The 23,834-nt window shown below is 61.5% G+C and carries 20 protein-coding genes; 11 read left to right on the top strand and 9 right to left on the bottom strand.

Annotation, left to right across the window (positions count from 1 at the left end):
* Positions 1-88 precede the first annotated feature (88 nt).
* Positions 89-427 (bottom strand): ferredoxin FdxA, encoded by a 339-nt coding sequence (fdxA, locus tag FNU76_RS02660; protein ID WP_143856269.1) that lies wholly within the window; start codon positions 425-427, stop codon positions 89-91.
* Positions 428-568: 141 nt separating this feature from the next.
* On the opposite strand from fdxA, the gene gluQRS reads away from it, so the two are divergent.
* The 11 genes from gluQRS to purF all read left to right on the top strand — a co-directional run bounded on the left by gluQRS (position 569) and on the right by purF (position 13,400).
* The gene (gluQRS, locus tag FNU76_RS02655; protein WP_143856268.1) at positions 569-1,498 is read left to right on the top strand and encodes a tRNA glutamyl-Q(34) synthetase GluQRS; all 930 of its coding nucleotides are present in this window, start codon (positions 569-571) and stop codon (positions 1,496-1,498) included.
* A 212-nt stretch (positions 1,499-1,710) separates the two neighbouring features.
* Positions 1,711-4,437 carry a motility hub landmark protein FimV gene (locus FNU76_RS02650; protein WP_143856267.1) on the top strand — a complete coding sequence of 909 codons (2,727 nt, stop codon included), beginning with the start codon at positions 1,711-1,713 and terminating at the stop codon, positions 4,435-4,437.
* Positions 4,438-4,548: 111 nt separating this feature from the next.
* The gene (truA, locus tag FNU76_RS02645) at positions 4,549-5,331 is read left to right on the top strand and encodes a tRNA pseudouridine(38-40) synthase TruA (protein ID WP_143856266.1); all 783 of its coding nucleotides are present in this window, start codon (positions 4,549-4,551) and stop codon (positions 5,329-5,331) included.
* Positions 5,332-5,493: 162 nt separating this feature from the next.
* Positions 5,494-6,114 carry a phosphoribosylanthranilate isomerase gene (locus tag FNU76_RS02640; RefSeq protein ID WP_143856265.1) on the top strand — a complete coding sequence of 207 codons (621 nt, stop codon included), beginning with the start codon at positions 5,494-5,496 and terminating at the stop codon, positions 6,112-6,114.
* Between the two features lie 66 nt (positions 6,115-6,180).
* Positions 6,181-7,404, top strand: a complete 1,224-nt coding sequence (gene trpB, locus FNU76_RS02635) for a tryptophan synthase subunit beta (RefSeq protein WP_143856264.1) — start codon at positions 6,181-6,183, stop codon at positions 7,402-7,404.
* A 53-nt stretch (positions 7,405-7,457) separates the two neighbouring features.
* Complete coding sequence (gene trpA / locus FNU76_RS02630) at positions 7,458-8,261, top strand: tryptophan synthase subunit alpha (RefSeq protein ID WP_143856263.1); 804 nt, start codon at positions 7,458-7,460, stop codon at positions 8,259-8,261.
* A gap of 77 nt (positions 8,262-8,338) precedes the next feature.
* Complete coding sequence (gene accD / locus FNU76_RS02625) at positions 8,339-9,208, top strand: acetyl-CoA carboxylase, carboxyltransferase subunit beta (RefSeq protein ID WP_143856262.1); 870 nt, start codon at positions 8,339-8,341, stop codon at positions 9,206-9,208.
* A gap of 93 nt (positions 9,209-9,301) precedes the next feature.
* Complete coding sequence (gene folC / locus FNU76_RS02620) at positions 9,302-10,567, top strand: bifunctional tetrahydrofolate synthase/dihydrofolate synthase (protein ID WP_143856261.1); 1,266 nt, start codon at positions 9,302-9,304, stop codon at positions 10,565-10,567.
* A 23-nt stretch (positions 10,568-10,590) separates the two neighbouring features.
* On the top strand, positions 10,591-11,310 hold the full coding sequence (locus FNU76_RS02615) for an SPOR domain-containing protein (RefSeq protein WP_143856260.1): 720 nt from the start codon (positions 10,591-10,593) through the stop codon (positions 11,308-11,310).
* Positions 11,307-11,798, top strand: coding sequence for a CvpA family protein (locus FNU76_RS02610; RefSeq protein WP_143856259.1), 492 nt, complete (start codon positions 11,307-11,309; stop codon positions 11,796-11,798). The genes FNU76_RS02615 and FNU76_RS02610 overlap by 4 nt, the downstream gene beginning before the upstream one ends.
* 66 nt (positions 11,799-11,864) lie before the next feature.
* Entirely contained in the window at positions 11,865-13,400 is a 1,536-nt protein-coding gene (gene purF / locus FNU76_RS02605) for an amidophosphoribosyltransferase (protein ID WP_143856258.1), read from the top strand.
* 89 nt (positions 13,401-13,489) lie between these two features.
* On the opposite strand, the gene FNU76_RS02600 is transcribed toward purF, so the two are convergent.
* From FNU76_RS02600 to FNU76_RS02565, 8 genes are all read right to left on the bottom strand, one after another.
* On the bottom strand, positions 13,490-14,680 hold the full coding sequence (locus FNU76_RS02600) for a hypothetical protein (RefSeq protein WP_143856257.1): 1,191 nt from the start codon (positions 14,678-14,680) through the stop codon (positions 13,490-13,492).
* Positions 14,681-14,932: 252 nt separating this feature from the next.
* Positions 14,933-15,985, bottom strand: a complete 1,053-nt coding sequence (recA, locus tag FNU76_RS02595) for a recombinase RecA (RefSeq protein WP_143856256.1) — start codon at positions 15,983-15,985, stop codon at positions 14,933-14,935.
* A gap of 187 nt (positions 15,986-16,172) precedes the next feature.
* Positions 16,173-16,736 (bottom strand): elongation factor P, encoded by a 564-nt coding sequence (gene efp, locus FNU76_RS02590; RefSeq protein WP_143856255.1) that lies wholly within the window; start codon positions 16,734-16,736, stop codon positions 16,173-16,175.
* Between the two features lie 45 nt (positions 16,737-16,781).
* Positions 16,782-17,969, bottom strand: a complete 1,188-nt coding sequence (gene earP, locus FNU76_RS02585; protein ID WP_143856254.1) for an elongation factor P maturation arginine rhamnosyltransferase EarP — start codon at positions 17,967-17,969, stop codon at positions 16,782-16,784.
* 7 nt (positions 17,970-17,976) lie between these two features.
* Positions 17,977-19,152 (bottom strand): murein transglycosylase A, encoded by a 1,176-nt coding sequence (gene mltA, locus FNU76_RS02580; protein ID WP_143856253.1) that lies wholly within the window; start codon positions 19,150-19,152, stop codon positions 17,977-17,979.
* Between the two features lie 164 nt (positions 19,153-19,316).
* On the bottom strand, positions 19,317-20,957 hold the full coding sequence (locus FNU76_RS02575) for a porin (protein ID WP_143856252.1): 1,641 nt from the start codon (positions 20,955-20,957) through the stop codon (positions 19,317-19,319).
* Between the two features lie 189 nt (positions 20,958-21,146).
* Positions 21,147-22,298 (bottom strand): porin, encoded by a 1,152-nt coding sequence (locus tag FNU76_RS02570; protein ID WP_143856251.1) that lies wholly within the window; start codon positions 22,296-22,298, stop codon positions 21,147-21,149.
* A 329-nt stretch (positions 22,299-22,627) separates the two neighbouring features.
* Positions 22,628-23,701, bottom strand: a complete 1,074-nt coding sequence (locus FNU76_RS02565) for a porin (protein ID WP_143856250.1) — start codon at positions 23,699-23,701, stop codon at positions 22,628-22,630.
* Between the last annotated feature and the right edge of the window lie 133 nt (positions 23,702-23,834).

The following is a 23,834-nucleotide window of genomic DNA, read 5'->3' as shown; positions in this document are numbered from 1 at the left end:
TTCCGGATGGGGTTTTCTCATTCCGGCGCCTGCCGGAACGAGTGGAGCAGGAGGGGTGGCGCCGACAAGCGGCGCCGGATGGAAGCGATCAGGCGCCGTTGCGGTCCAGGAACTGCAGCTTGCCGGTTTTGCCGGCCCATTCGTCATGATCGGGCAGCGGGTCCTTCTTCTCCACGATCGGTGTCCAGGCGGCGCTGCGGGACAATTGCGCATTGAGCTGGATATATGCTTGCTGGTCCGCGGGTACGTCGTCTTCCGCGTAGATCGCCTCGACCGGGCATTCCGCCACGCACAGCGTGCAGTCGATGCATTCGTCCGGGTCGATTACCAAAAAATTAGGGCCTTCGCGAAAGCAATCCACCGGACAGACATCTACGCAGTCGGTATATTTGCACTTCACGCAGGCGTCGGTCACCACGTAAGTCATAACACTCAGTCCTTCGAATTAATTGCGGCGCTAAGGGCGCGTTGAAAATGCTCCGCCGTGCATCTGCACGACGACAGGCTTGTTCAACGTTCCGTGAATGGAAAGAATTGTAGCAGAAGCGCCCGTTCAACCCCGAATAGCATGGTTATTTCCAAAGACAAACCCAGCATAAGACCCTACCGTGGCCGCTTCGCGCCCAGCCCGTCCGGCCCGCTCCATGCCGGTTCGCTGCTGGCTGCCTTGGCGAGCTGCCTGGAGGCGCGCCGGCAAGGCGGCGAATGGTTGGTGCGGATGGAGGATCTCGATCCGCCGCGCGAAGTGGCGGGCGCCGCCGACGGCATATTGCGCACGCTGGAGGCCTTCGGCTTCGAATGGGACGGCGAAGTCGGCTACCAGAGCCGTCGCTTGCCTCTTTACCGGGCTGCGCTGGACCAGTTGCTGAAGGCTGGGCTGGCCTACGGTTGCGCGTGTACCCGCCGGGAAATCGCCGATTCCAGCGTGCGCGGCATCGACGGACCCGTCTATCCCGGCACCTGCCGCGCCGGTATCGCCGCCGGCAGGCCGGCTCGAGCCTGGCGGGCCCGCCTGGGCGATGGGGCAATTATTACCTTTGACGACGCGATCCAGGGCTGGCAGCAACAGGATTTGCCCGCCGAACTGGGCGATTTTGTTCTTTTGCGGGCCGATGGATATTTTGCCTACCAACTGGCGGTGGTAGTCGACGACGCCGAGCAAGGTATTACCCATATTGTGCGCGGCGCGGATTTACTGCACTCGACCCCGCGCCAAATCTATTTGCAAAGAATGCTGAGCTATCCGCAGCCCAATTACGCCCATCTGCCGGTATTGATCAATAGCGCGGGAGAAAAGCTCAGCAAGCAGACTTTAGCGCCGGCGCTGGATCCCTTGCATGCGCCCCGTCTGCTATGGCAGGGTTTGCAAAGTCTAGGACAGCAAGCGCCCGAAGCATTAATATCCGCCGGTCTGAACGATATCTGGGACTGGGCGAAAGCGAATTGGGACCTCCGCAAGGTCCCGGTAAAACGCGTTGTTGCAGCGCAGCCCGCTTAGCCCGGACCGGGGTGTTTCACGCCAATGTCATGTATCTCATTGAAATGTAAGCGGCAATTTTTTTCTTTTTATTTGCCGAAATCGCTGTCTAAACTCAAGTGGCGCGTGAGCTTGCGTGTGTAACCCCATGATGTTAGTTTATTTGTTGGAATTCTGACTCCGCAAAAAAGGTGGGAGCCGTGCGAATCAAATCAAAAATCAAAGCCACTGCCTTGGCAGTAGCCCTAGCGACGATCCCTGCAGTCGTCCATTCGGCCGGACTTGGCCGTCTGAATGTACTGTCCGGGTTGGGTCAACCGTTGCGCGCGGAAATAGACCTTGTCGCGGTCCAGGCCGCCGAGGTCGAATCGCTGCGGGCGGCACTGGCGACGCCCGAGTCGTACCGCGAGGCGCAGATCGAGTATCCGTCCACGTCGTTGGGCTTGCGCTTTAATCTGGAAAAGCGTTCGAATGGGCAATATTTCATTGCCGTCAATTCCGCGCAGTCGGTGAACGAGCCTTTTCTCGATTTCCTGATTGAATTGAAGTGGGACGGTGGCCGCGTGCTGCGCGAGTACTCCGCCCTGCTCGACCCGGTGGGCTATACCCCGGGCGCCAGCACGGCCGCCGCGCCGTCGTCCAGGCCCGCCAGCGCGGCGCCCAGCGTGATCGCACCGGCCAGCAAGCCGCCGCTGCCCGCCAAGCCCGAGCCGGTCAGCAAGCCGCAAGCGGCCAAGAAGGCGGAACCGTCGTCCGAACCCCGCCCGGAGGGCGAGCAGACCTACACGGTCAAGTCGGGTGACACCCTGGCCGCGGTCGCCCATATGAATATGGTCGAAGGCGTCAGCCTGGAGCAGATGCTGGTGGGGCTCTATCGCGCCAACCAGGATGCCTTCGACGGCAAGAACATGAACCGGCTGAAAAAAGGCCGTGTGCTGAATATTCCCGGCAAGGATGAGCTGAGCGCCGTCGAGCGCTCGGCGGCGAACAAGGAAATCCGTGTTCAAGCCGAAGATTGGCGCGCCTACCGTGCCAAGCTGGCGGACAACGCCGGCGCATCGCGCGCCGAGCCAAGCTCCGGCAGCGGCAAGATCACCGCCAAGGTGGAAGATAAAGCCAAGTCGCTGGAACCGGCCGCCAAGGACACCTTGAAACTGTCCAAGGGCGAAGACGGCAAGCTGCGGGAAAAAGTCCTGTCGCTGGAAGAAGAATCCGCCGCGCGACAAAAAGCCCTGGGTGAAGCCAACCAGCGGGTCAGCGACCTGGAGCGGACCAACAAGAAGCTGGAAGAACTGTTGGCGCTCAAGAGCAAGCAGGGCGCCGATCTGCAAAAGCAGGCCGAGCAAGCCAAGAATTCCCTGGCCAAGCCCGAACTCAAGCCGGTCGAACCCAAGCCGCTTGATAGCAAGCCGGCCTTGACCGCGCCTGAGCCGCTCAAGGTCGAACCGCCGCCAGCCGACAAGCCGCTCGACGCCGCGCCGACCGCCACGCCCGCAGCTGTCGAACCGCCTCCGCCGGTCGAGCCGCCCGTGGCCGAGCCGCCACCCAAGCCGAAGAAGAAAATCCTTGTTCCGATCAGCGAGCCTGAGCCGGAACCGTCCATGCTGGAAGATCCGCTGATACTGGGCGGTGCCGGGCTGGCCGCCTTGCTGATCGGCGGTGGTGCCTTCTGGATGTCGCGCCGTCGCAAGAAGGGCAGTTTCGAAGATAGCGTGATCACCGGTTCCGACCTCAAGTCGAACACCATGGTGGGCAATACCGGCGGTGCCGTTATCAGCACCGGCGTGACCGAGAATTCCTTTTTAACGGATTTCAGCCGGGCCGGGCTGGGGACAATCGACACGGATGAAGTCGACCCCATTGCTGAGGCTGAGGTCTACATGGCTTATGGCCGTGATGCCCAGGCCGAGGAAATTCTCAAGGACGCGCTGACCCGCGACGGTACCCGCCAGGAAGTTCGCCTCAAGCTGCTGGAGATCTACAGCGGCCGCAAGAACGCGGCAGCCTTCGAGACCACCGCGCAGGAGCTGTATTCCGGCACCCAGGGTCAAGGTCCGCTGTGGGCGCAGGCCGCCGATATGGGTCGGGCGCTGGATCCGCAGAATACCCTGTACCGCCAGCAGGCGCCGGTGGACACCGGCGCGCTGGACAAGACCATGATCCTGTCGGCCGGTACCTTGGGCGAGATGGGTGATACCGGTCGCTTCGCCACCCCGGTGGTGGAGCGCGTCCAGCCGGCCTCGGCCGAACCTGAGCTGGATTTCCAGCTGGATACCCCGGTGGCACAAGCCAAATCGGCCCTGGAAGCCGGCGAGTCGCTGGACTTCGACCTGGGTTTCGATGCCGCTCCCGCGTCTGCCGCCGCACCTGCGGTGGAAGCGCCGGCCGAGATGGACTTCAATATCGGCGATTTCGATCTGGATGCACCGGCCAGCAAGCCCGCTGCTACCCCGGCCGCAGCAGCGTCGGCTGCCGCAGCGTCGGCTGCCGCAGCATCGGACAGCAGCATCCTGTCCCTGGACATCCCGATCGACCTGCCCGGTGACTCGGCGTCTTCCGAAGGTGCGCTGGATCTGAGCGCGGATATGCCGGAACTCAGCATGCCCGAGCTGTCCATGCCGAAGTCCAGCCAGCCCCTGGCCGATCTCGACACGCCGGACCTGGCCGCCGGACTGGATTTTGACTTCGATATGAATGACGGCGCCGCATCGGCCGGCCAGGCAGCCGATCTGGGCGGTGTCAGCCTGGATCTGGATATCGCCTCCGATTCGGCCGGCGGTGACGATGTGCTCGACTTCGGTGCCGAGCTGGATGACCCGGTCACCACCAAGATCGATCTGGCGCGCGCCTACATCGATATGGGTGACAAGGAAGGCGCCCGGGAAATCCTGCAAGAAGCGCTCAGCGAAGGCAATGCCGAGCAGAAGGGCACGGCGGAGTCGCTGTTGGCACAGCTGTAAAATAAGTTGCGGATGTAGGTTTCTCCGCGCTTTGCTTTAAAATCGAGCGTGGGCCGCTTTTTGCGGCTCACGCTTTATTTATTCATGCGCATGGCGCAGGTGTGGAAATCGATGCGTATAGCGCTCGGACTTGAATACGATGGCCGCGCCTTCTGTGGCTGGCAGGCGCAGCCCAATGGCCTTAGCGTGCAGGACGCGCTGGAAAAGGCCATCGGCCGGATGGCGGGCCATCCGATACGGCTGCATGCCGCCGGACGGACCGATGCCGGGGTACACGCCTGCCAGCAGGTTGCCCATTTCGATACCACCGCGAACCGGCCCCTGACGGCCTGGGTGCGGGGAGTGAACAGCTTCCTGCCCACGGGCATCGCTGTACTGTGGGCGCGGCCGGTGGAAGAGGGCTTTCATGCCCGTTTTTCCGCCACTGCCCGTCATTACCGTTATCTCTTGCTCAACCACCCGGTCCGTCCGGCCTTGCTGGCCGGCCGTATCGGCTGGTTCCACGCACCGCTGGAGCTGGAAGCCATGCGCCAGGCCGCTACCTACCTGCTGGGCGAGCAGGATTTTTCCAGTTTCCGCTCCTCGGAATGCCAGGCTGCCAGCCCGGTAAAGCATCTCACCCGTTTCGAAATCGCGCGCGAAGGCGATCTCTTGCGCTTCGATGTGTCGGCGGGCGGCTTTCTGCACCATATGGTCCGCAACCTGATGGGCAGCCTGGTACATATCGGCAAAGGCGCCATGCCGCCCGATTGGATGGCGGATTTATTGGCGCTGCGCGACCGTACCTTGGCCCCGCCCACCTTTATGCCGGACGGGCTTTACTTCGCCGGCGTCAGTTATCCGGCCGAGTTCGGCATTGCCAGCGAGCCGGCGTTCCGCCACTATCTGGTTTGAAGCCGGTTTCCATTCCTGCTTGAACGTAGTACGGATAGCGATAAGCTCCCCAGCCGAGCGTCTGCATGGCGTCCTTGCCCGGACGGGCGACGACGAGGATAGGGGTGGGAATAAACCTGCGGCAGCGGTTCGACCCCGCCTTGCCGCTTTCACTGTTTTCATATGACACCACGAATCAAGATCTGCGGTTTACGCGACGTGGCAAGCGCCAAGGCGACCGCCGTATTGGGAGCGGACGCCATCGGCCTGGTATTCTATGAACCCAGCCCGCGCCACGTGTCCATCAATGTCGCCCATGAGATCGTGGCGGCATTGCCGCCGCTGGTCAGCACGGTCGGCCTGTTCGTCGACGCCGATCCGGCCCTGGTCGAGGGCGTATTGCGCACCTTGCCGCTCGATCTGCTGCAGTTTCATGGGGACGAGCCGCCGGAATACTGCCGTGCCTTCGGCCGGCCCTATATCAAGGCGGTAAGAGTAAAACCCGGCCTTGATTTGTTAGAATTGGCCGATCGCTACGCCGATGCGCGCGGTCTGCTTTGCGATGCCTATTCGAGCGCGGCGCCGGGCGGCACGGGTGAGCGATTCGACTGGCAGTTGCTGCCCGACAATCTGCCCATGCCGCTGATACTGTCCGGTGGCTTGCGGCCGGAGAACGTCGGCGAAGCGTGCAGGACGGTACGGCCTTGGGCTGTCGATGTGTCAAGCGGCGTGGAATCGAGCCGCGGCGTCAAGGATCTAGCGTTGGTAGGCCGATTTATCGCCGCGGTGCGGCAAGCCGGCTAGCGAGACGCTAAACGAGTACGAACGATTTTTCAGCGCCTGGTGCGCCTTGTTTCAACCGGAAAACCGATGCATATCAACGATCTGTCCATTCCTAGCAGCTACGATCTGCCCGATACCCGTGGTCGCTTCGGCGACTATGGCGGAATCTACGTGGCCGAGACCCTGATGGCTGCGCTTGACGAACTCAACCGCGAATATGCGCTGGCCAAGGCGGATCCGTCCTTTATGGCGGAATACCACTACGAACTGGCGCATTACGTCGGACGCCCCAGCCCGATCTACCATGCGCGGCATTGGTCGGAGAAGATCGGCGGTGCGCAGATCTATCTCAAGCGCGAAGACCTGAACCACACCGGCGCGCACAAGATCAACAACACCATCGGCCAAGCCCTGCTGGCGCGCCGCATGGGCAAGAAGCGGGTGATCGCCGAGACCGGCGCCGGCCAGCATGGCGTGGCAACCGCCACCGTGGCGGCCCGTTTCGGCATGGAATGCGTGGTCTATATGGGTGCCGAGGATATCCAGCGCCAGGCCGCCAATGTCTACCGCATGAAGCTGATGGGCGCGACGGTGGTGCCGGTCACTTCCGGCTCACGTACGCTCAAGGATGCCTTGAATGAAGCGATGCGCGACTGGGTGACCAATGTCGACGACACTTTCTATATCCTGGGTACCGCCGCCGGTCCACACCCCTATCCCATGCTGGTGCGCGATTTCCAGGCGGTGATCGGCGAGGAAGCCAAGCTGCAGATGCAGGAAATGGCAGGGCGGCAGCCTGATGTGGTGGTTGCCTGCGTGGGCGGCGGCTCCAACGCGATCGGTATCTTCTACCCCTATATCCAGGTGCCCGGCGTGCGCATGGTCGGTGTCGAAGCAGGTGGCGATGGCGTGGAGACCGGGCGTCATGCCGCACCCTTGTCGGCCGGCAGCCCCGGCGTGCTGCACGGCAACCGCACCTATCTGATGCAGGATGCCCACGGCCAGATCATCGAGACCCATTCCATCTCCGCGGGCCTGGACTATCCCGGCGTGGGGCCGGAGCACAGCTATCTGAAGGACATCGGCCGGGTGGAATACACCTCCGCCAATGACGACGAATCGCTGGCGGCTTTTCATGAACTTTGCCGCACGGAAGGTATCATTCCCGCACTGGAATCCAGCCATGCGCTGGCCTATGCCAAGCGACTCGCACCGACCCTGCCGCGCGACCAGATCATTCTGGTCAATCTGTCCGGTCGCGGCGACAAGGATATTCCGACCGTCGCCAAGCTTTCCGGCCTCGAACTGTAGCGCTTCCCATTGGCGGCCACCCTGGTGGCTGCCCTGAGCCTCCTATCCAATATATGCATCGAATACAGACAACCTTTAACCGCTTGGCGGCCCAGAACAAACAGGCGCTGATCCCCTTTATCACCGCCGGCGATCCCCATCCGGCTGCTACCGTTGGACTGATGCACGCCCTGGTGGCGGGCGGCGCCGATATCGTCGAGCTGGGGGTGCCGTTTTCCGACCCGATGGCCGACGGCCCCGTCATTCAGAAGGCTTCCGAGCGGGCCTTGGCCCATGGCGTCAGCCTGAGCAATGTGTTGGAAATGGTGCGCGACTTCCGCCGCCGCGACGCCGACACCCCGGTCGTACTGATGGGTTATGCCAATCCCGTCGAAGCGATGGGTTACCAGACATTCGCCGAAGCCGCCGCGCATGCCGGCGTGGATGGCGTATTGACGGTCGATCTGCCGCCGGAAGAGGCGGGCTCCCTGGCCGGCGCCCTCAAGCAAAATGGCCTGGACCCGATCTTCCTGTTGGCGCCGACCACGCCCGACAGCCGCATGGACGAAGTGGCCAAGCATGCCTCCGGCTATGTCTACTATGTCTCGCTCAAGGGCGTGACCGGTGCCGCCACCCTGGATATCGCCAGCGTGGCCAGCAAGCTGGAGGCCCTGCGCGGCCGTCTCAGCCTGCCGATCGGCGTGGGCTTCGGCATCCGCGATGCGGCTTCCGCCCAGGCGGTGGCCCGGATCGCCGATGCGGTCATTATCGGCAGCCGGCTGGTGCAGGAAGTCGAGGAGCACGGGGCGGATGCCGCGCCGAGGCTAACGGCTTTCTTGCGCGAAGTGCGTAGCGCGATGGACGCCGCCCGACCATAATCCCAGATAGGGCCGCTAGCGCGGCCCTTCGATTTTCAAGCGCTTGGTCGGCATGGCCGACGGCGTAGGAGACACCCATGAGCTGGTTGCAAAAGCTGCTACCCCCGAAGATCAAGGCAAAACCCACCGGCCCCGGCAAGTCCGTGCCGGAAGGACTGTGGAGCAAATGTTCGGCTTGCGAGGCGGTGCTGTACCGTACCGACCTGGCCAATAACCTGGAAGTCTGTCCCAAGTGCGGCCATCACAATGCCGTGAATGCCCGCCGGCGGCTGGACCTGATGCTCGATCCGGAAGGGCGTTGCGAGATCGGTGCCGAAGTACGGCCCACCGACTTCCTCAAGTTCAAGGATTCCAAGCGTTACGTGGAGCGCCTCGATGCCGCCCGTGAAAGCAGCGGCGAAGAAGACGCCATGGTGGTGATGCAGGGGGCCATCCTGTCCCTGCCGGTGGTGGTGGCGGCATTCGAGTTCAAGTTCATCGGCGGCTCCATGGGCTCGGTGGTGGGCGAACGCTTTGTACGCGGCGCCCAGGCCGCCATCGAAAATGGCTGTCCATTTATCTGCGTGGCCGCCTCTGGTGGCGCGCGCATGCAGGAAGGCCTGATGTCGCTGATGCAGATGGCCAAGACCAGCGCCATCCTTACCCGCCTGGCCGATCGCGGACTGCCGTTTATCTCGATACTGACCGATCCGACCATGGGTGGGGTATCCGCCTCCTTTGCCTTCCTCGGTGACGTGGTAATTGCCGAGCCGGGCGCGCTGATCGGCTTTGCCGGTCCGCGCGTGATCGAGCAAACCGTGCGCGAGACCCTGCCGGAAGGCTTTCAGCGTGCCGAATTCCTGTTGGAGAAGGGCGCCATCGACTTGATCGTCGATCGCCGCGAAATGCGCCAACGCCTGGCTGCCCTGCTGACCTTGCTGATGAAGCAGCCCGCGATTGCCGCTTGATCCCCACGGCCCACCCAGGCGGGCGGGCCGCGCTTATACGTCCCCGTGCGGCCCATGCCGCCGGGGTGGTCGCCATTCTTTTCGTGAAACTCCATGACTTTTGATGCACCGACCCTGGCCGGCTGGCTGAGCCATCTCGAACAATTGCACCCCAGCGCCATCGATATGGGCTTGGAAAGGGTCGCCCGGGTGCGCGATGCCATGGGTTTGGTACCGACCTTTCCCTTGGTGATCGTCGGAGGGACCAATGGCAAGGGGTCGACCTGCGCCATGCTGTCCGCCGCTTACCGGGCCGCCGGCTTCAAGGTGGGCACCTATACCAGCCCGCATTTGCTCCGTTACAACGAACGCGTGGCGATCGATCTGCAGCCGGCCAGCGATGAAGTCATCATGGCTTCCTTCCGCAGGATAGAAGCGGCGCGCGGGGAGGTGACGCTCAGCTATTTCGAGTACGGCACCCTGGCCGCCATGCAGCATTTCATCGATGCCGCCGTGGATGTCGCGATCATGGAAGTGGGGCTGGGTGGCCGCCTGGATGCGGTGAATATCTTCGAGGCGGACGTTGCGGCCGTGGTCAGCGTGGATATCGACCATCAAAGCTACCTGGGCGATACCCGTGAAGCCATCGGCTTCGAAAAGGCCGGTATTTTCCGCGCCGGCAAGCCGGCCTTCTGCGCCGACCCGCATCCGCCGGCCAGCTTGCTGGCACACGCGGCCGCGATCGGTGCCGACCTGCAATTGCTGGGCCCCGATTTCAGCTACAGCAACGAGACCACCCAATGGCGTTGGCGCGGTCGCCGTGGCCAGAAGCCCGGCTTGCCGTTCCCGGCCCTGCGCGGCGCCTACCAGCTGGCCAATGCCAGCCTGGTGATCGCCATTCTCGACGCCCTGCACGACCGCGTACCGGTAGGCATAGGCGATCTCAAGCGCGGCTTGCTGGAAGTGGAGCTGGCCGGGCGTTACCAGGTATTGCCGGGCCGTCCGTCCATCGTGCTCGATGTGGCGCACAACCCGCATGCCGCCAGCGCGCTGGCCAATAATCTGATGAACCAGGGTTTTTTCCAGACCACCCATGCGGTATTCGGCATGATGGCCGACAAGGATATCGCCGCCGTGGCGGGCCTGCTGCGCGAACGCATCGACGTCTGGCACGTGGCCACCCTCGACACCCCCAGGGCGGCCAGTGCGCAGCAGCTGGCCGACGCCATTCTGGCGACGGGCGCCGCCAGGGTGCATGTTTACGCCACGATTTCAGATGCTTATGCAGCGGCACGGTCGGCGGCTGGGGAAAATGATAGAATCGCGGCCTTTGGTTCGTTCTACACCGTGGCCGACGTTCTCAAACTCAAGCCGCGTTAATCCTGTTCCCGCATATTTCCTCTATGGCCGACGCCCCAATCAGCGAAGAACTGACCACCCTGAAAAAACGCGCACGCCGCCGCCTGGTGGGTGCCATTGCACTGGTCCTGCTTGCCCTGGCTGTTCTGTGGACGGTGATGGATGACAAGCCGCCGCAGAGCCTGGCCACCCAGGGGGTAGCCATCGTCAGCACTTCGCCCGAGTTGGCGAGCACGGTGGCGCCCCTGCCCGCGCCGGTACAAGCCATGCCGCCGGCCCAGGCGCCGGTGAATACGGTGCCGCCGGTCAAGCCGCTACCCGCCACCGCACCGGTCGCTACCCCGCTGCCGGACCCCGCGCCGGTAGTCAAGCCCACGCCGAAGCCGGTTGAGCGGGTGGCCGAGAAGCCGGTGGAAAAGCCGGTCGAGAAGCCCGCCGCCGCCAAACCCGACATCAAGAAGGACCCGGCCCGTATCCTGGCCGGGGTGGACGATGACGCGCCTTCCCGCAAGCCCGCCACCGAAGACAAGGCCAGCGAAAAATTCTTCCTGCAGCTGGGCGCCTTTGCCGATAAGGACAAGGCGCTTGGCTTGCAGGCCAAGGCAAAGGAAGCCGGGGTAGGGGTGCAGACCGAGTCGATCAAGACCGATAAGGGCGCCCTGACGCGCTTGCGCGCCGGCCCCTATGCCAGCCATGAAGCGGCCGAGAAAGCGCGCGCCAAATTGTCCGGCGCGGGCGTCAGCAGCAATATCGTCGGCAAATGACCGGATTTGATTATCTTGTCCTGATCGTATTGGGCCTGTCGGTCCTGCTGGCGGTGTTGCGCGGCGGCGTATCGGAGATATTGTCGCTGGCGGCCTGGGTATTGGGCTTCTGGCTGGCGCAGCGCTATGCCCCGCAATTGGGCGCCATGCTGCCGCCGGATGTTCCCACCACCGAGCTACGCTTGATCGCCGGTTTTGTCGGGATTTTATTGGGTGTCTGGTTTGTATCGGCCATCATACGGATAACGGTAGCGCAATTCGTCAAGGCGACCGGCCTCGCGCCCCTGGATCGGATGATCGGGGCCTTGTTCGGGCTGGTGCGGGGCGTCTTGATCGTACTGGCGCTGGTGATCGTGGCGGGCATGACCAGCCTGCCTCGGCAGCCGATCTGGCAGGACGCCATGTTCAGTCCGCCGTTCGAAGCCATGGCGGTCACGCTCAAGCCCTGGCTGCCGGCGCAGCTGGCGAGCCATATCAAATTTGAATAGAGGGTCTGCCCGGCGGTTCAGCCCCGCCGTGGCAGGTCGAATCGGTTTGTAAAGCAAGGAAGCATCATGTGCGGCATTCTCGGGGTAGTGGCAAAGACGCCTGTTAACCAATTGCTCTACGACGGTCTACTCGTCCTGCAGCATCGCGGCCAGGACGCGGCCGGCATCGTCACCGCGGAACGTAGCGGCGTCATGCATATGCACAAGGGCCAGGGCCTGGTGGCGGATGTATTCCGCACGCGCAATATGCGCTCGCTGATGGGCAATATCGGCATTGGCCATGTGCGCTATCCCACGGCGGGGTCGGCCTCCAGCCTGGCCGAGTCGCAGCCTTTCTACGTCAACAGCCCGTTCGGCATCGTGCTGGCCCACAATGGCAACCTGACCAATCACACCGAGCTGAAGGAAGCGATGTACCGCAACGACCTGCGGCACATCAATACCCATTCCGATTCGGAAGCCTTGCTGAACGTCTTCGCCTACGAGCTGCAGAAGCGGGCCATCGGCTTTGCGCTCAAGCCGGAAACCATCTTCGACGCCATCGCCGCCGTGCACCGCCGGGTCAAGGGTGCCTACGCCGTGGTGGCCATCATCGCCGGCTATGGCCTGGTGGCATTCCGCGACCCCTTTGGCATCCGCCCCTTGGTCCTGGGCGAGCACGCCACGCCCGATGGCGTGGAATACCTGGTCGCCAGCGAATCTGTCGCCCTGGATACCATGAGCTTCAAGATGACGCGCGACATCGAACCGGGCGAGGCCGTCTTCATCACCATGGACGGCGAGCTGCATAGCCGCCAATGCGCTACCGAGTCCAAGCTGGTCCCCTGCATTTTCGAACACGTCTATTTCGCCCGGCCCGACTCGGTGATGGATGGCATCTCGGTCTACCAGGCCCGCCTGAACATGGGCGACAACCTGGCCGAGAAGATCCGCCGCGAACTGCCCGATCTCGATATCGACGTGGTCATCCCCATCCCGGACACCAGCCGCGCCAGCGCCCTGCAACTGGCCAATCACCTGGGCCTGCCGTATCGCGAGGGCTTCCAGAAGAATCGCTATATCGGCCGGACCTTTATCATGCCGGGCCAGGCCACCCGTAAAAAATCGGTGCGGCAAAAGCTCAATGCCATCGGCCTGGAATTCAAGGACCGTAACGTGTTGCTGGTGGACGATTCCATCGTGCGCGGAACCACCTCCAAGGAAATCGTGCAGATGGCCCGCGAAGCCGGCGCCAGGAAAGTCTACTTCGCCTCGGCGGCGCCACCCGTGCGTTTCCCGCATGTCTACGGCATCGATATGCCGACGCGCGAGGAATTGATCGCCACCGGCCGCAACGACGCGCAAATCGCCGAGGAAATCAGCGCCGACGCCGTTTTCTACCAGGATCTGGATGCCCTGGTGCAAGCGGTGTCCGATGCCAGCGGCGGCCGTATATCGGTGTTCGAGACTTCGTGCTTTTCGGGCGAGTACATCACCGGTGACGTGGATGACGCTTACCTCGACGAGATGGAAGCGCGCCGTGCCAGCCCGCTGTCGAAAGATAGCGATGCCAGCCAGGTGCTGGATATGAATGTGGGTGTGGCGGAGCAGAATCTGATCTGACGCAATGCATTTCGCCCAAAAGCAAAACCCACCGAATGGTGGGTTTTGCTTTTGGGGTGTCAGCTTCGTCGTTCTGGCCATGGCGAAGCTTAGTGTAGGGCGTTTTCAGTAATTACGTATTTGGGGCGTAATTGAAAGCCGTTAAACGCCGGTTCAAGAACATCCTGCCGCGCTTTTTTTACAAGCGCGAATTCCTTGCTAAATTGGGATGTGGCAGCGGAAGCCATCTTCTGGATAAGTAAGTTGTCGCGTAACAGTTTGCTGTCAACAAAATACCAATCCGCACTCCCGTCCGGTCGTTCATCTTTTAATAGAACGCGGTTTGATTTGCCTGAGGTATTCAAAATTTCGAGGATGGCATCTCGCGTTTGTTCAGGTGAGGCGCCACGCGGCGTATTTATCCAATTCTTTGAGGCAGCGGTTGCGCCGATATAACGAGGGCACTGTTGTATGGGTGGCCGCGGGTCTAGCGCAATCGCGAAAACGGGATCATTGGGTTGAATATGGTCCCCATGGACACAGAGCACGATCTTTGGCTGGCCCGCGACTTCTCGTCGTTCGATCGTGAATCCGATTGGACTCGACAGATCCAATGCCTTCCAGGCAATTGTATTGAGATCGGCCACGCACTTATCCAATTGCCGGTCCAGTGATCCATCTTCGGACCGAACGGAGCCGCCCTCCAGCGTTTTCTGGAGGTTCAAGAGTGGTACTGCAATCTTTCCGACTAATTGATCTGCGCTTTGTGAGTCTACTTTGGACCCACGCGCGTGGTAGTCTTTGAAACGGAGAGGATGCTTCTCGTTGAAGAACGACCGCAGCGAGTCCTGGCAAGCTTGATTTTTAGTCGGTGCGGGCTTGCCGGGCACCGTCAAGGTGTGATCTTGATCATCGCGTCGGGCATGTAATGAAAATTCGTTACCAATGACTGAAGATTTTTTTTCCAAGGAAAAAACAAAGGGCCGTGGCTCATAGGAAGCGCTTGAATTCAAGTTATAAATAAGCTGACTCAACTTGTCTTCCTGCTCTTGATTGCCTTCGCAATCTGCCGGTAAATTTTGAATGGTGAGTGCTGCCTGAGCGACCTGCTCGCCCAATTTCGCGGTACGCGCGCATTGCTCGGGAGTTTGGCCATCAATTGGAAAATTTAATATTTTGCAAATGAACTCTCTTATCAGGGTTGCCCAATCTTTTGACGCAGGGGTGCCTGTCGGAGTGGTTGGGGTTTGGGAACTTTCAGATGCGGGAACTGACCTGTTTGGCGATACTGAAAATTGCATAAAATATCCTTTTAAAAAAATTATTAGATACGATGTGGCTGAGGAAGATAATTAATAGCGAAATTGGATGTATGCTGCTTCTGATTTTCTAATGGTGATATATTTTTCTGACCGGCAGGGTTGGCCGGAAGTGTCGGTAATAGAGGTAAAAAAAGCGCACGGACCAATTAAGTCCGTGCGCCCTGTTCGGCGATACAGTCAAACCCGTATCGTCACACCAGCCTTAGCCGCCATGCGACTGGGAGCCGCCGCTCAAGCCAAATCCAGATCGGCCTCGTCCTCATCCTCGGCTTCCACCGCGCCCGGCAGCGGCATGCTGATGCCGACGGCTTCGCGGATCTTGCTTTCGATCTCGCGGGCGATGGCCGGGTTGTCCTTCAGGTATTCGCGGGCATTGTCCTTGCCTTGGCCGATCTTGCTGCCCTTGTAGGCATACCAGGCGCCCGATTTGTCGATGATCTTGTGGGTGACGCCCATTTCGACGATTTCGCCTTCACGGCTGATGCCTTGTCCGTAGAGGATATCGAAATTGGCTTCGCGGAACGGTGGCGCGACCTTGTTCTTGACGACCTTGACGCGGGTTTCGTTGCCGACCACTTCTTCGCCGCGCTTGATGGCGCCGGTGCGGCGGATATCCAGGCGGACCGAGGCGTAGAACTTCAGCGCATTGCCGCCGGTGGTGGTTTCCGGGCTGCCGAACATCACGCCGATCTTCATGCGGATCTGGTTGATGAAGATCACCATGGTGTTGGTGCGCTTGATATTGCCGGTGAGCTTGCGCAGTGCCTGCGACATCAGGCGGGCTTGCAGGCCGACGTGGCTGTCGCCCATTTCGCCTTCGATTTCGGCCTTGGGCACCAGGGCCGCGACCGAGTCGACCACGATGATGTCGATGCCGCCGGAGCGGACCAGCATATCGGCGATTTCCAGGCCTTGTTCGCCGGTATCGGGCTGCGAGATCAGCAGGTCGCCGACGTTGACGCCCAGCTTGCCGGCGTAGACCGGATCGAGCGCGTTCTCGGCGTCGATATAGGCGGCCACCCCACCCAGCTTTTGCACTTCGGCGACTACCTGCAGGCAGAGGGTGGTCTTACCGGACGATTCCGGACCATAGATCTCGACAACACGGCCGCGCGGCAGGCCGCCCACGCCCAAGGCCAGGTCCAGGCCCAGCGAGCCGGTGGACACCACCTGCAGATCGTTCTCGATCTGGGCTTCGCCCATTTTCATGATCGAGCCTTTGCCGAACTGCTTTTCGATTTGCGCCAGCGCGGCGGAAAGGGCCTTGCTCTTGTTGTCGTCCATGATTTTCCTTTTGGCTCAGGGAGAACGTTCGTTCACCGATAGAATGGGCCGAATATAGCACATGTACCCGGCCTGTAAAGTGCTCGATTGCCGTGCCGCCATGATTTTTTGCTGGTCGCCACTACCCATCGCGCACATGAAAAAAGCAGCCTGGCGGCTGCTTTCCTCTCGACTGTTCCGCTGGGGATCAGGCGCGCTTCTTGAACTCGTTGGTGCGGGTGTCGATTTCGATCATGTCGCCGATTTCGATAAAGGCAGCCACCGGCAGCTCGAAGGTGGTGCCCTTCAGCTTGGCGGGCTTCATCACCTTGCCCGAGGTGTCGCCGCGCACGGCCGGCTCGGTGTATTCCACTTCGCGCACGATGGTGGTGGGCAGTTCGACCGAAATGGCCTTGCCGTCGTAGAACACCACTTCGCAGACGTCGGTCATGCCGTCGACGATGAAATTGACGGTTTCACCGACATTTTCGGCTTCGACTTCGTACTGGTTGAACTCGGTGTCCATGAATACGTACATCGGATCGGCAAAGTAGGTGTAGGTACACGCCTTCTTTTCCAGCACGACCACGTCGAATTTTTCGTCCGACTTGTAGACGGATTCGGCACCGGAACCCGTCAGCAGGTTCTTCAGCTTCATCTTCACCACGGAAGCGTTACGGCCGGATTTGGTGTATTCGGCTTTCAGAACCACCATGGGTTGGCCGTCAACCATGGCAACGTTGCCTGTGCGGAGTTCTTGTGCGGTTTTCATGCGATAGTCCTGCGAAAAGGGATAAGCGTTTGATAAAGCGGCGCATTATAGCTGCTTGCGGCCCATCTGCGCCACCTCGCCACGCTGAGCGCCCATATGTGCTGCTTTCTCAGAGGCAAAGTGTGCCAATTGGTTCATCAGGTCGGCGCGGCCGGCCAGCTCGGCACACCACGCGCGGCAGCCTTGCGCCATGGCGGTAGCGCCCTGCAGCACGGCCGGCCAGGCCGCCACGCAGGCAGGCCCGTCGCCATCGTTCCAGGCCTGCGAGAACGCCTGCAAGGCCTTGCCCTTGTCCGGCGGGAGTGCCCCGGTGTAGCGATCCAGGAAGGCAGCCAGCTTCACCAGGTGGGCTTGCTCCTCTTGCGGGTAGATATGCCAGGCCAGCGGACGGGCTGCCCACTGCGCCCGCACGAAGCTATCTTCGCCACGGACGAAGTTCAGTTCGCAACTCCACAGCAGGCGATCGTAGTCGTCCTGGCTTAGGAAGGGCAGGGCAATCAGCGTCAACCGGCCGCGTTCGATGCGGCTGCCGGGCGGGAAGGCGCTACCCAGCCAGGCTTCCACCTGCCGGCGTGGCTTGCCCTCGGCCACCAACAGGCAGAGCGCCGCGGATTGCCAGTGGTCGAGCAGTGCGGGCAGCGCCGCGTTGTCGTAGCAGAACAGCGACAGCCAACCTTGCTCGGCCGCGACGGTGTGTCCCGTCACCGCCTGCAGCCAGTCATGGCGGGCAGGGCCGGCTTGCCATGCTTCCCGCTCGGCCAGCAGGGAGGATTCGCGCAACAGGCCGCCGGTGGCGGGGGTGAAGCCGGGGAAGAAGAAATGGTGGTCGAGGGGGAGGCGTGGATGGCGCGAGCCCAGGCCGTGGCAACCTTCCACCCAGTCCTCGGCGGACAGGTACTCCAGGTTGATCCAGACCGGCGGCGGGGTCGCGCCCGCCATCGCGGCCAGGAAATTTTCCGGCGGATGGCAGGCGAAGGCCTCGATCACGACTTGATGCGGGGCGACGGTGGGGAAGGGCAGCTGCCAGTGGCGGATCTCCACCCCCTCGATCCACTGTTGCGCCGCGCCGCGATCCAGTTCCGGCCGCAGCATCGCCAGGGCGCCCGGATCGTCCACCCACAGCCGTACCGCTTCGCCGCGTTCGGCCGCCAATTGACGCGCCAGCCGCCAGCACACGCCGATGTCACCGAAGTTATCGATGACGGTACAAAAAATATCCCAGGACAGCCGCATCGAACGATCAGCCGGGCAGGGCCAGGCCCTTGGGCCACAGCAGCCAGATCTGGCCTTGCTGCTTCATCCGCCCGGCCAGTGCGCCTGCTTCGTGGCCAAATCCCCAGAAAAAGTCGGCACGGATCGGGCCGCGGATGGCGCCGCCGGTATCCTGGGCCTGCATCAAACGGTTGAGCGGCTTGCTGTCGTTCGGCCAACTGGTGGACAGATAGACAGGGCTGCCCAGCGGCACGAACTTCGGATCGACCGCCACGCTGGCGCCGTCGCTCAAGGGGACATTCAAGGCGCCGATCGGACCGCCTTCCGCATTGGCCAGGACACGGAAGAAGACAAAGCTGGGATTGCTGTCCAGCATGGTTTTCAGGCGGGCGGGATTCGCCCGGGCCCAGGCTTGGATACCTTGCATCGACGCTTCGCTGGCTTTCAGTTCGCCCTGGTCGATCAGCCATTTGCCGATCGACTTGTAAGGATGGCCGTTCTGGTCGGCATAGCCCAGCCGCAGCACGCTGCCGTCTTCCAGCTTGATCCGGCCGGAGCCCTGGATCTGCAGAAAGAAGGCTTCGACCGGGTCATCGGCCCAGGCCAGCGCCAGGCCGGCGATGGGCGCCTTGCCCGCTTCGATCTCGGCGCGGTTCCAGTACGGCACCACCTTGCGGCCATCGAGCCGGCCGCGCAGGCGCAGGCCCTTCAGTTCCGGATAGCTGGCGCCCAGGTCAAGGGTCAGCAGATCGTCCGGTACCCCCAGCAGCGGCGTCATGCCGGGTTTCGCCTCGCGGCTGCCTTTCAGCAGGGGTTCGTAATAGCCGGTGATCAAGCCGCTTTGACTGCCATCGCTGCCCTCGATCCGCCATGGCTGGAAACGACGCTCGAAAAAGGCGCGCACGCCGGCATCGTCCTGGGGCGCCAGCGTGTGGGCCTCGGCGCAGATATCCTTCCAGCTGGGCCGGCTGGCCAGGCGCTTGCACGAGTTCAACCAAGCCGGCCAGGCCGCCAGCAGATTTTCCCCCGGCCACCCCGGCAGGGCGCTCCAGTCGGCATTTTGATAACGCGCGGTCAGCGCGGCAGCCTTGGGTGCGTCACCGCACTGGCAATCACCGGGCTTGCCGGCGGAAGAGAGGGGGACCGTGCCGGCACAGCCGGCCAACAAAATAGAAAAGAGGGAAGCGGTAAGTATGCGGCGCATAGCGATGGCAAGGCTGGAGAAGCCTTGAGCTTACCGGAACTGCGGGAACAAGGAAAAAGGGAAGTACCTCATTACGAAGGCAGCAGCAAAAACGCCCGGCCTCCTTGTGGGGAGTGCCGGGCGCCGCAGTGAACCCCGAGCCTGGACTGAAGGCCGAGCGCCCCCTAGAAGTTGTGGTTGATACCTACCTGGAAGCTGGTGGGATCCGCGCCACGCGGGGTGTATTGCGCGCTTTGGATCTCGCCGTTGGCTTGCGCCGCGCCGCTGACATAGAAATTGTAGGCGGCGGCCGATTCATTGTTCACCTTGGCATAGGTGGCGAACAGATTGGTGCGCGGGCTCAAGGTCAGCAGGCTGGTGAGCTGGAAGTACTTGCTGCCCGAATTCACGTCCTTGACGCCGTGGATCTCGGCATCCATGGCTTGGGCGTAGGTCGCGATCAGCTCCAGCTTGGGCAGGACCTTGTGGCTGCCCGATACCACCCAGGCATCGCGCTTGTTGTCGGCATAGCCCAGTGCGGCGTTGTATTTGTTCACCTGCCGCTCGAACACCACGCCGGCGCGGGTATCGGGGCTGAAATACATGCCGTAGGCGGCCTTGATGCCATAGGCGCTATCGAGCGCGCCACCCATGGCATACGGGTCCTTGTCGCGCATCATCGCCACGCTGGCGAAGACACCCTTGTTCATATAGTGGAACGTCAACTCGGCGCCCCACGGGTTCATCTTGCGCCGCGCGGCGGGGTTGAGCAGGTTCTTGTCCAGCGCATAGGCCACGCCTTCCATGCCCTTTTCCTCGCGGGTATGGAAGGCGGCGGCGACGGTCAGGCCGCTCATGGAGGGGGAGCGGTACTGCACCACGTTGTTATAGCGATGGCCGACAAAGTAGAAACCATTCTGCAAGGTGTAGGCGCGAGCCTGTTGCAACACCTGCTGGTTGAGCGCGCTGCCTGGCGTAAATGCCTGGGTGGCGGCCTGGCCCAGGGCGGACTGCAAGGCAGCCCCGGCGGTGGCGGGGTTGACGCCGGAGGCGATCAGGGCGCCGGCTACTTGCGGATTGCTGAATAGGGTCTGCACGCCGCCACCGGCCTGTGTCAGGATCTGCTGCACGCTCAGGTCGCGCGCATAGGCGGCGCCGATGGCGTTACCCAGCGTGCTGCTGATCAGGGCGTTGACCGGTGTGTCCTTGCCGATAGCCGCAGCGACGATGGGCGCCAGTGCGACGCTGAAAGTCTTCTGCGCCACGACCGTATCGTCGGCGCCCACGGCGTTCGATAGCTGGTTGCTGCCCAATACCGCCAGCGCGCTGCTGTTGAGGCCGGAGCGCAGCAGATGCAGCTCATTCGGCACGTGCTTCTCGTAGTACATATCCATGCGGCCGAACTGCACCTGGCCCCAGTCGCCGCGCAGGCCGACGAAGGAAGGGCGGTTGGCGAAGCGCGAGGTGCCGGTATTCGGCGAGGTGGTGGCGGCGTAGCGATCGTCTTTCGGGCCCAGGGCGGTGCTTTTGCCGCTGGTCGAGCAGCCGGCGAAACCGCAGGAGTCATCCGGCTTGATCTGGGTTTCGATCTGGAAATAGGCCGTCAGATTGTCGCTGATGGCTTCGCTGCCGCGAATACCCAAGGTGGAGGCGCCATCGGTGACGCGGGTTTGGCGTTCGATATTCTGGTTCGACAGGGTAGCGCCTTTGGCGGAGATGCTCTCGACGCCGAGTGTCATCTTGCCGTACACGGTCACCGCTTCTTCGGCGAAGGCCGGTAGGGCAAATGCTGTGAGCAGGGCGGTCGCAAGCAGGCTGCGTTGCATGGTTTTCTCCGCGAATTTCTTGGGTGGATTTGAGTAAATGCTAGCAATTGTCTCAAGCCAAGCGCTTGCTCGGCAAGGTGCTTGTTGTACTGTTGTGAAAGTACCGCGATGCTTTGTTGTAGTTCATTGAATTGAAAAACAAAAAACGGACACGCAAGCATGTCCGTTTTTTGTTTTGCACCCTATTACTTAGAATGCGTGCATCAAACCTATCGATAAAAAGCGGGGGCTCGGCGCTTTCACGGTGCCGTCATCGGCCACGATATCGGCTGCGGGCATGGGCGCAGGACTCACCCGGCGGCTGATATTGTCATCCGATAACACCCGGCCCTTGAGCCGGTCGCCCGAGAGTTCGGCGAATACCACGGTGCGTTTGCTTAATTGGTGTTTGGCGCCGATGCTGAAGCGGGTGAAGCTGGCATCCTTTACCGTGGCGCCATTGAGCTTGGGATTCTGCCCGACGATCACGCCGGCTTTCAGCGTCGTATCACCCATGGTATAGGCGGCGGTGGTGACAATGGAATTGCGCTTGACGATATCGCCCTGCGCCATGTATTGGAGCTTGGCGTGCTGGAAGCCCAGGCCGAATTTAAAGGCGTCGATGGTATAGACACCGGCCAGCAGCACGGCGGTGCTGTCGCGGCCGGGAGCGGCGATGCTGTCACGGCCTTGCATGACTGGCAGATTCTTTTCCTTGTTGAAGGCGGCGGCGAAATACATGGGCCCTGCCTCGTAGCGGCCGGCCAGCGAGATCTTGCTGCCACCCTTGTTTCCCGGGGCTTTGTTCTCGTCATTGCCGACCATCACGCTGCCGGAGAAGCCGTGTGCCGTGGGCGAGTCGTAGCGCACCGCATTGCTGAAGCGGTTGTTGATTATCCTGCCGAAAGCTTTCTCGTTGTGCTGCTCGAACCGGTAGATGGCCAGGTTATTGGCGCCATCGACCGTGCTGTCGAACACATTCGCCACATCGGCGTAAGGCGTCGTGCCACGGCCCAGGCCGATCTTGCCGAAACCGCCCTGCAGGCCGACCCAGCCCTCGCGGTTGGCGAAATTGTTGGTGGCGGCATCGTCGGTGCCGACGGCGGTTTCGAGCTGCCACCAGGCCTGCAGGCCGCCGCCCAGATCTTCATCGCCCTTGAAGCCGATGCGCGAAGGCGTGTTGCCTTGATCGATCTTGAATTGCTTGACCCGTTGATCGACACCGCCGATTCGGTCGTGCGAGCCATTGTCGGAATAAACCCCGGTCACATTGACCTGGCCATATAGCGTCACGGTGCCGGCGGCGAATGCCGGGGTGGCGATTGCACCCAGGACCAGGGTGGCAATCAAGGACTTGCGCATAAAAATTCTCCAATTGGATTAATGTCGCGGAGAGCCTTATCCAGGCTCAACTAATTGGATATTTTGCGCGGCAACGAGATTGCACTCTGTCGGGATTCTTCCAGGCCTTTTCTATATGTGAAATTGTACAAAAGTACTATCAAAGCGTGGGCGGCCGTCCGACGCGTGTCTGGTGATAATATATAACAGGAAAGTGGCCCATGTGCGTAATGGCCGAATCCTGAATGCGATCGTCGCGTATTAAAATTGGCATTGATTTAAAAAGAAAAAACGGGCATGCAAGCATGCCCGTTTTTCGTTTTGCACGATTACCCGTGAGGGCGTATCGATTAGAACGAGTGCATCAGACCGATCGACAGGCCGCGCGGATCGGCAGCGTCAACGGCATTGATGCCGTCAGCCGAAAGCGTCTTGCCCTTGACCTGGTCGCCGGAGAACTCGCCGAACACAGCGGTGCGCTTGCTCAGCTGATGCTTGGCGCCGATGGTGTAACGGGTCCAGCTGGAGTCGCTGATCGAGCTGCCGTCCATCTTGAGCTTCTGAGCCAGGATCACGCCAGCCTTGAGGGTGGTGTCGCCCATGGCGTAGGAAGCGTTGGTGACGAACGAGTTACGCTTGAAGGTGGAACCGGCGCTGGAAGCCTTCAGCTTGGTGTTCTGGAAGCCCAGGCCAAACTTGAATGCGTCGATGGCGTAGGTACCGGCCAACAGGAAAGCGGTGGAATCGCGACCCTTGACGGCGGCCAGATTCTTTTCCTTGTTGAAGGCGGCGCCCAGGAACATCGGACCAGCGGTGTAGCGGCCGGCCAGCGACCACTTGTTGCCGGCGTTGCCAGCGGCGGTCTTGTTCTCATCGGTACCGTACATCAGGTGACCGCTGAAACCGTCCATATTGGCCGAATCATAACGAACCGCGTTGTTGAAGCGGTTGTTGATTGGCTTGCCGGCGAACTTTTCGGCATCGGCGCTTTCGGTGTAGATGGCCAGGTTGTTGTAGCCATCGACGGTGCCGTCGAACACGTCGGCCAGTTGGGCGTAAGGCGTCTTGCCACGACCCAGGCTGATCTTACCGAAGCCGCCTTGCAGGCCAACCCAACCTTCGCGGCTGGCGAACGCGCTGTTGGCTGCGTCGTCGGTGTTCACGCGGGTTTCGATCTGCCACACGGCCTTCAGGCCGTTGCCCAGATCTTCGTCGCCCTTGAAGCCGATGCGCGACGGGGTGTTGCCTTGGTCAACCTTGAATTGGGTAACCTTTTGATCGACACCACCAACGCGGTCGTGGGAACCGTTGCTGTGGAACACGCCGGTCACGTTGACTTGACCGTACAGGGTCACGGTGCCGTCAGCGAACACCGGAGCGGCGATTGCACCCATTACCAGGGTGGCAAGCAAAGACTTGCGCATAAGAATTCTCCAATTAGTTTGAGTCTTGAGTCGTAGGGAGCCTGTCCGGGACTCAGGCTGTTGCGAATTTTGCGCGCTAATGTTGCTATGCCGCAATCGGGTTTACCCGGATTGGCAGCGGTTCGCGGCAATT

The organism is Chitinimonas arctica (assembly GCF_007431345.1).
Classification (GTDB): Bacteria; Pseudomonadota; Gammaproteobacteria; order Burkholderiales; family Chitinimonadaceae; genus Chitinimonas; species Chitinimonas arctica.
This window is presented reverse-complemented; position numbering and strand designations above follow the sequence as displayed.

Coding starts and splice junctions, on each gene's coding strand:
- purF (WP_143856258.1), top strand. CDS start 11,865: ATGTGCGGCATTCTCGGGGTAGTGGCAAAGACGCCTGTTAACCAATTG.
- FNU76_RS02565 (WP_143856250.1), bottom strand. CDS start 23,701: ATGCGCAAGTCTTTGCTTGCCACCCTGGTAATGGGTGCAATCGCCGCT.
- recA (WP_143856256.1), bottom strand. CDS start 15,985: ATGGACGACAACAAGAGCAAGGCCCTTTCCGCCGCGCTGGCGCAAATC.
- FNU76_RS02640 (WP_143856265.1), top strand. CDS start 5,494: ATGACACCACGAATCAAGATCTGCGGTTTACGCGACGTGGCAAGCGCC.
- earP (WP_143856254.1), bottom strand. CDS start 17,969: ATGCGGCTGTCCTGGGATATTTTTTGTACCGTCATCGATAACTTCGGT.
- FNU76_RS02600 (WP_143856257.1), bottom strand. CDS start 14,680: ATGCAATTTTCAGTATCGCCAAACAGGTCAGTTCCCGCATCTGAAAGT.
- gluQRS (WP_143856268.1), top strand. CDS start 569: ATGGTTATTTCCAAAGACAAACCCAGCATAAGACCCTACCGTGGCCGC.
- mltA (WP_143856253.1), bottom strand. CDS start 19,152: ATGCGCCGCATACTTACCGCTTCCCTCTTTTCTATTTTGTTGGCCGGC.
- trpA (WP_143856263.1), top strand. CDS start 7,458: ATGCATCGAATACAGACAACCTTTAACCGCTTGGCGGCCCAGAACAAA.
- fdxA (WP_143856269.1), bottom strand. CDS start 427: ATGACTTACGTGGTGACCGACGCCTGCGTGAAGTGCAAATATACCGAC.
- FNU76_RS02575 (WP_143856252.1), bottom strand. CDS start 20,957: ATGCAACGCAGCCTGCTTGCGACCGCCCTGCTCACAGCATTTGCCCTA.
- FNU76_RS02610 (WP_143856259.1), top strand. CDS start 11,307: ATGACCGGATTTGATTATCTTGTCCTGATCGTATTGGGCCTGTCGGTC.
- FNU76_RS02615 (WP_143856260.1), top strand. CDS start 10,591: ATGGCCGACGCCCCAATCAGCGAAGAACTGACCACCCTGAAAAAACGC.
- efp (WP_143856255.1), bottom strand. CDS start 16,736: ATGAAAACCGCACAAGAACTCCGCACAGGCAACGTTGCCATGGTTGAC.
- folC (WP_143856261.1), top strand. CDS start 9,302: ATGACTTTTGATGCACCGACCCTGGCCGGCTGGCTGAGCCATCTCGAA.
- accD (WP_143856262.1), top strand. CDS start 8,339: ATGAGCTGGTTGCAAAAGCTGCTACCCCCGAAGATCAAGGCAAAACCC.
- FNU76_RS02570 (WP_143856251.1), bottom strand. CDS start 22,298: ATGCGCAAGTCCTTGATTGCCACCCTGGTCCTGGGTGCAATCGCCACC.
- trpB (WP_143856264.1), top strand. CDS start 6,181: ATGCATATCAACGATCTGTCCATTCCTAGCAGCTACGATCTGCCCGAT.
- truA (WP_143856266.1), top strand. CDS start 4,549: ATGCGTATAGCGCTCGGACTTGAATACGATGGCCGCGCCTTCTGTGGC.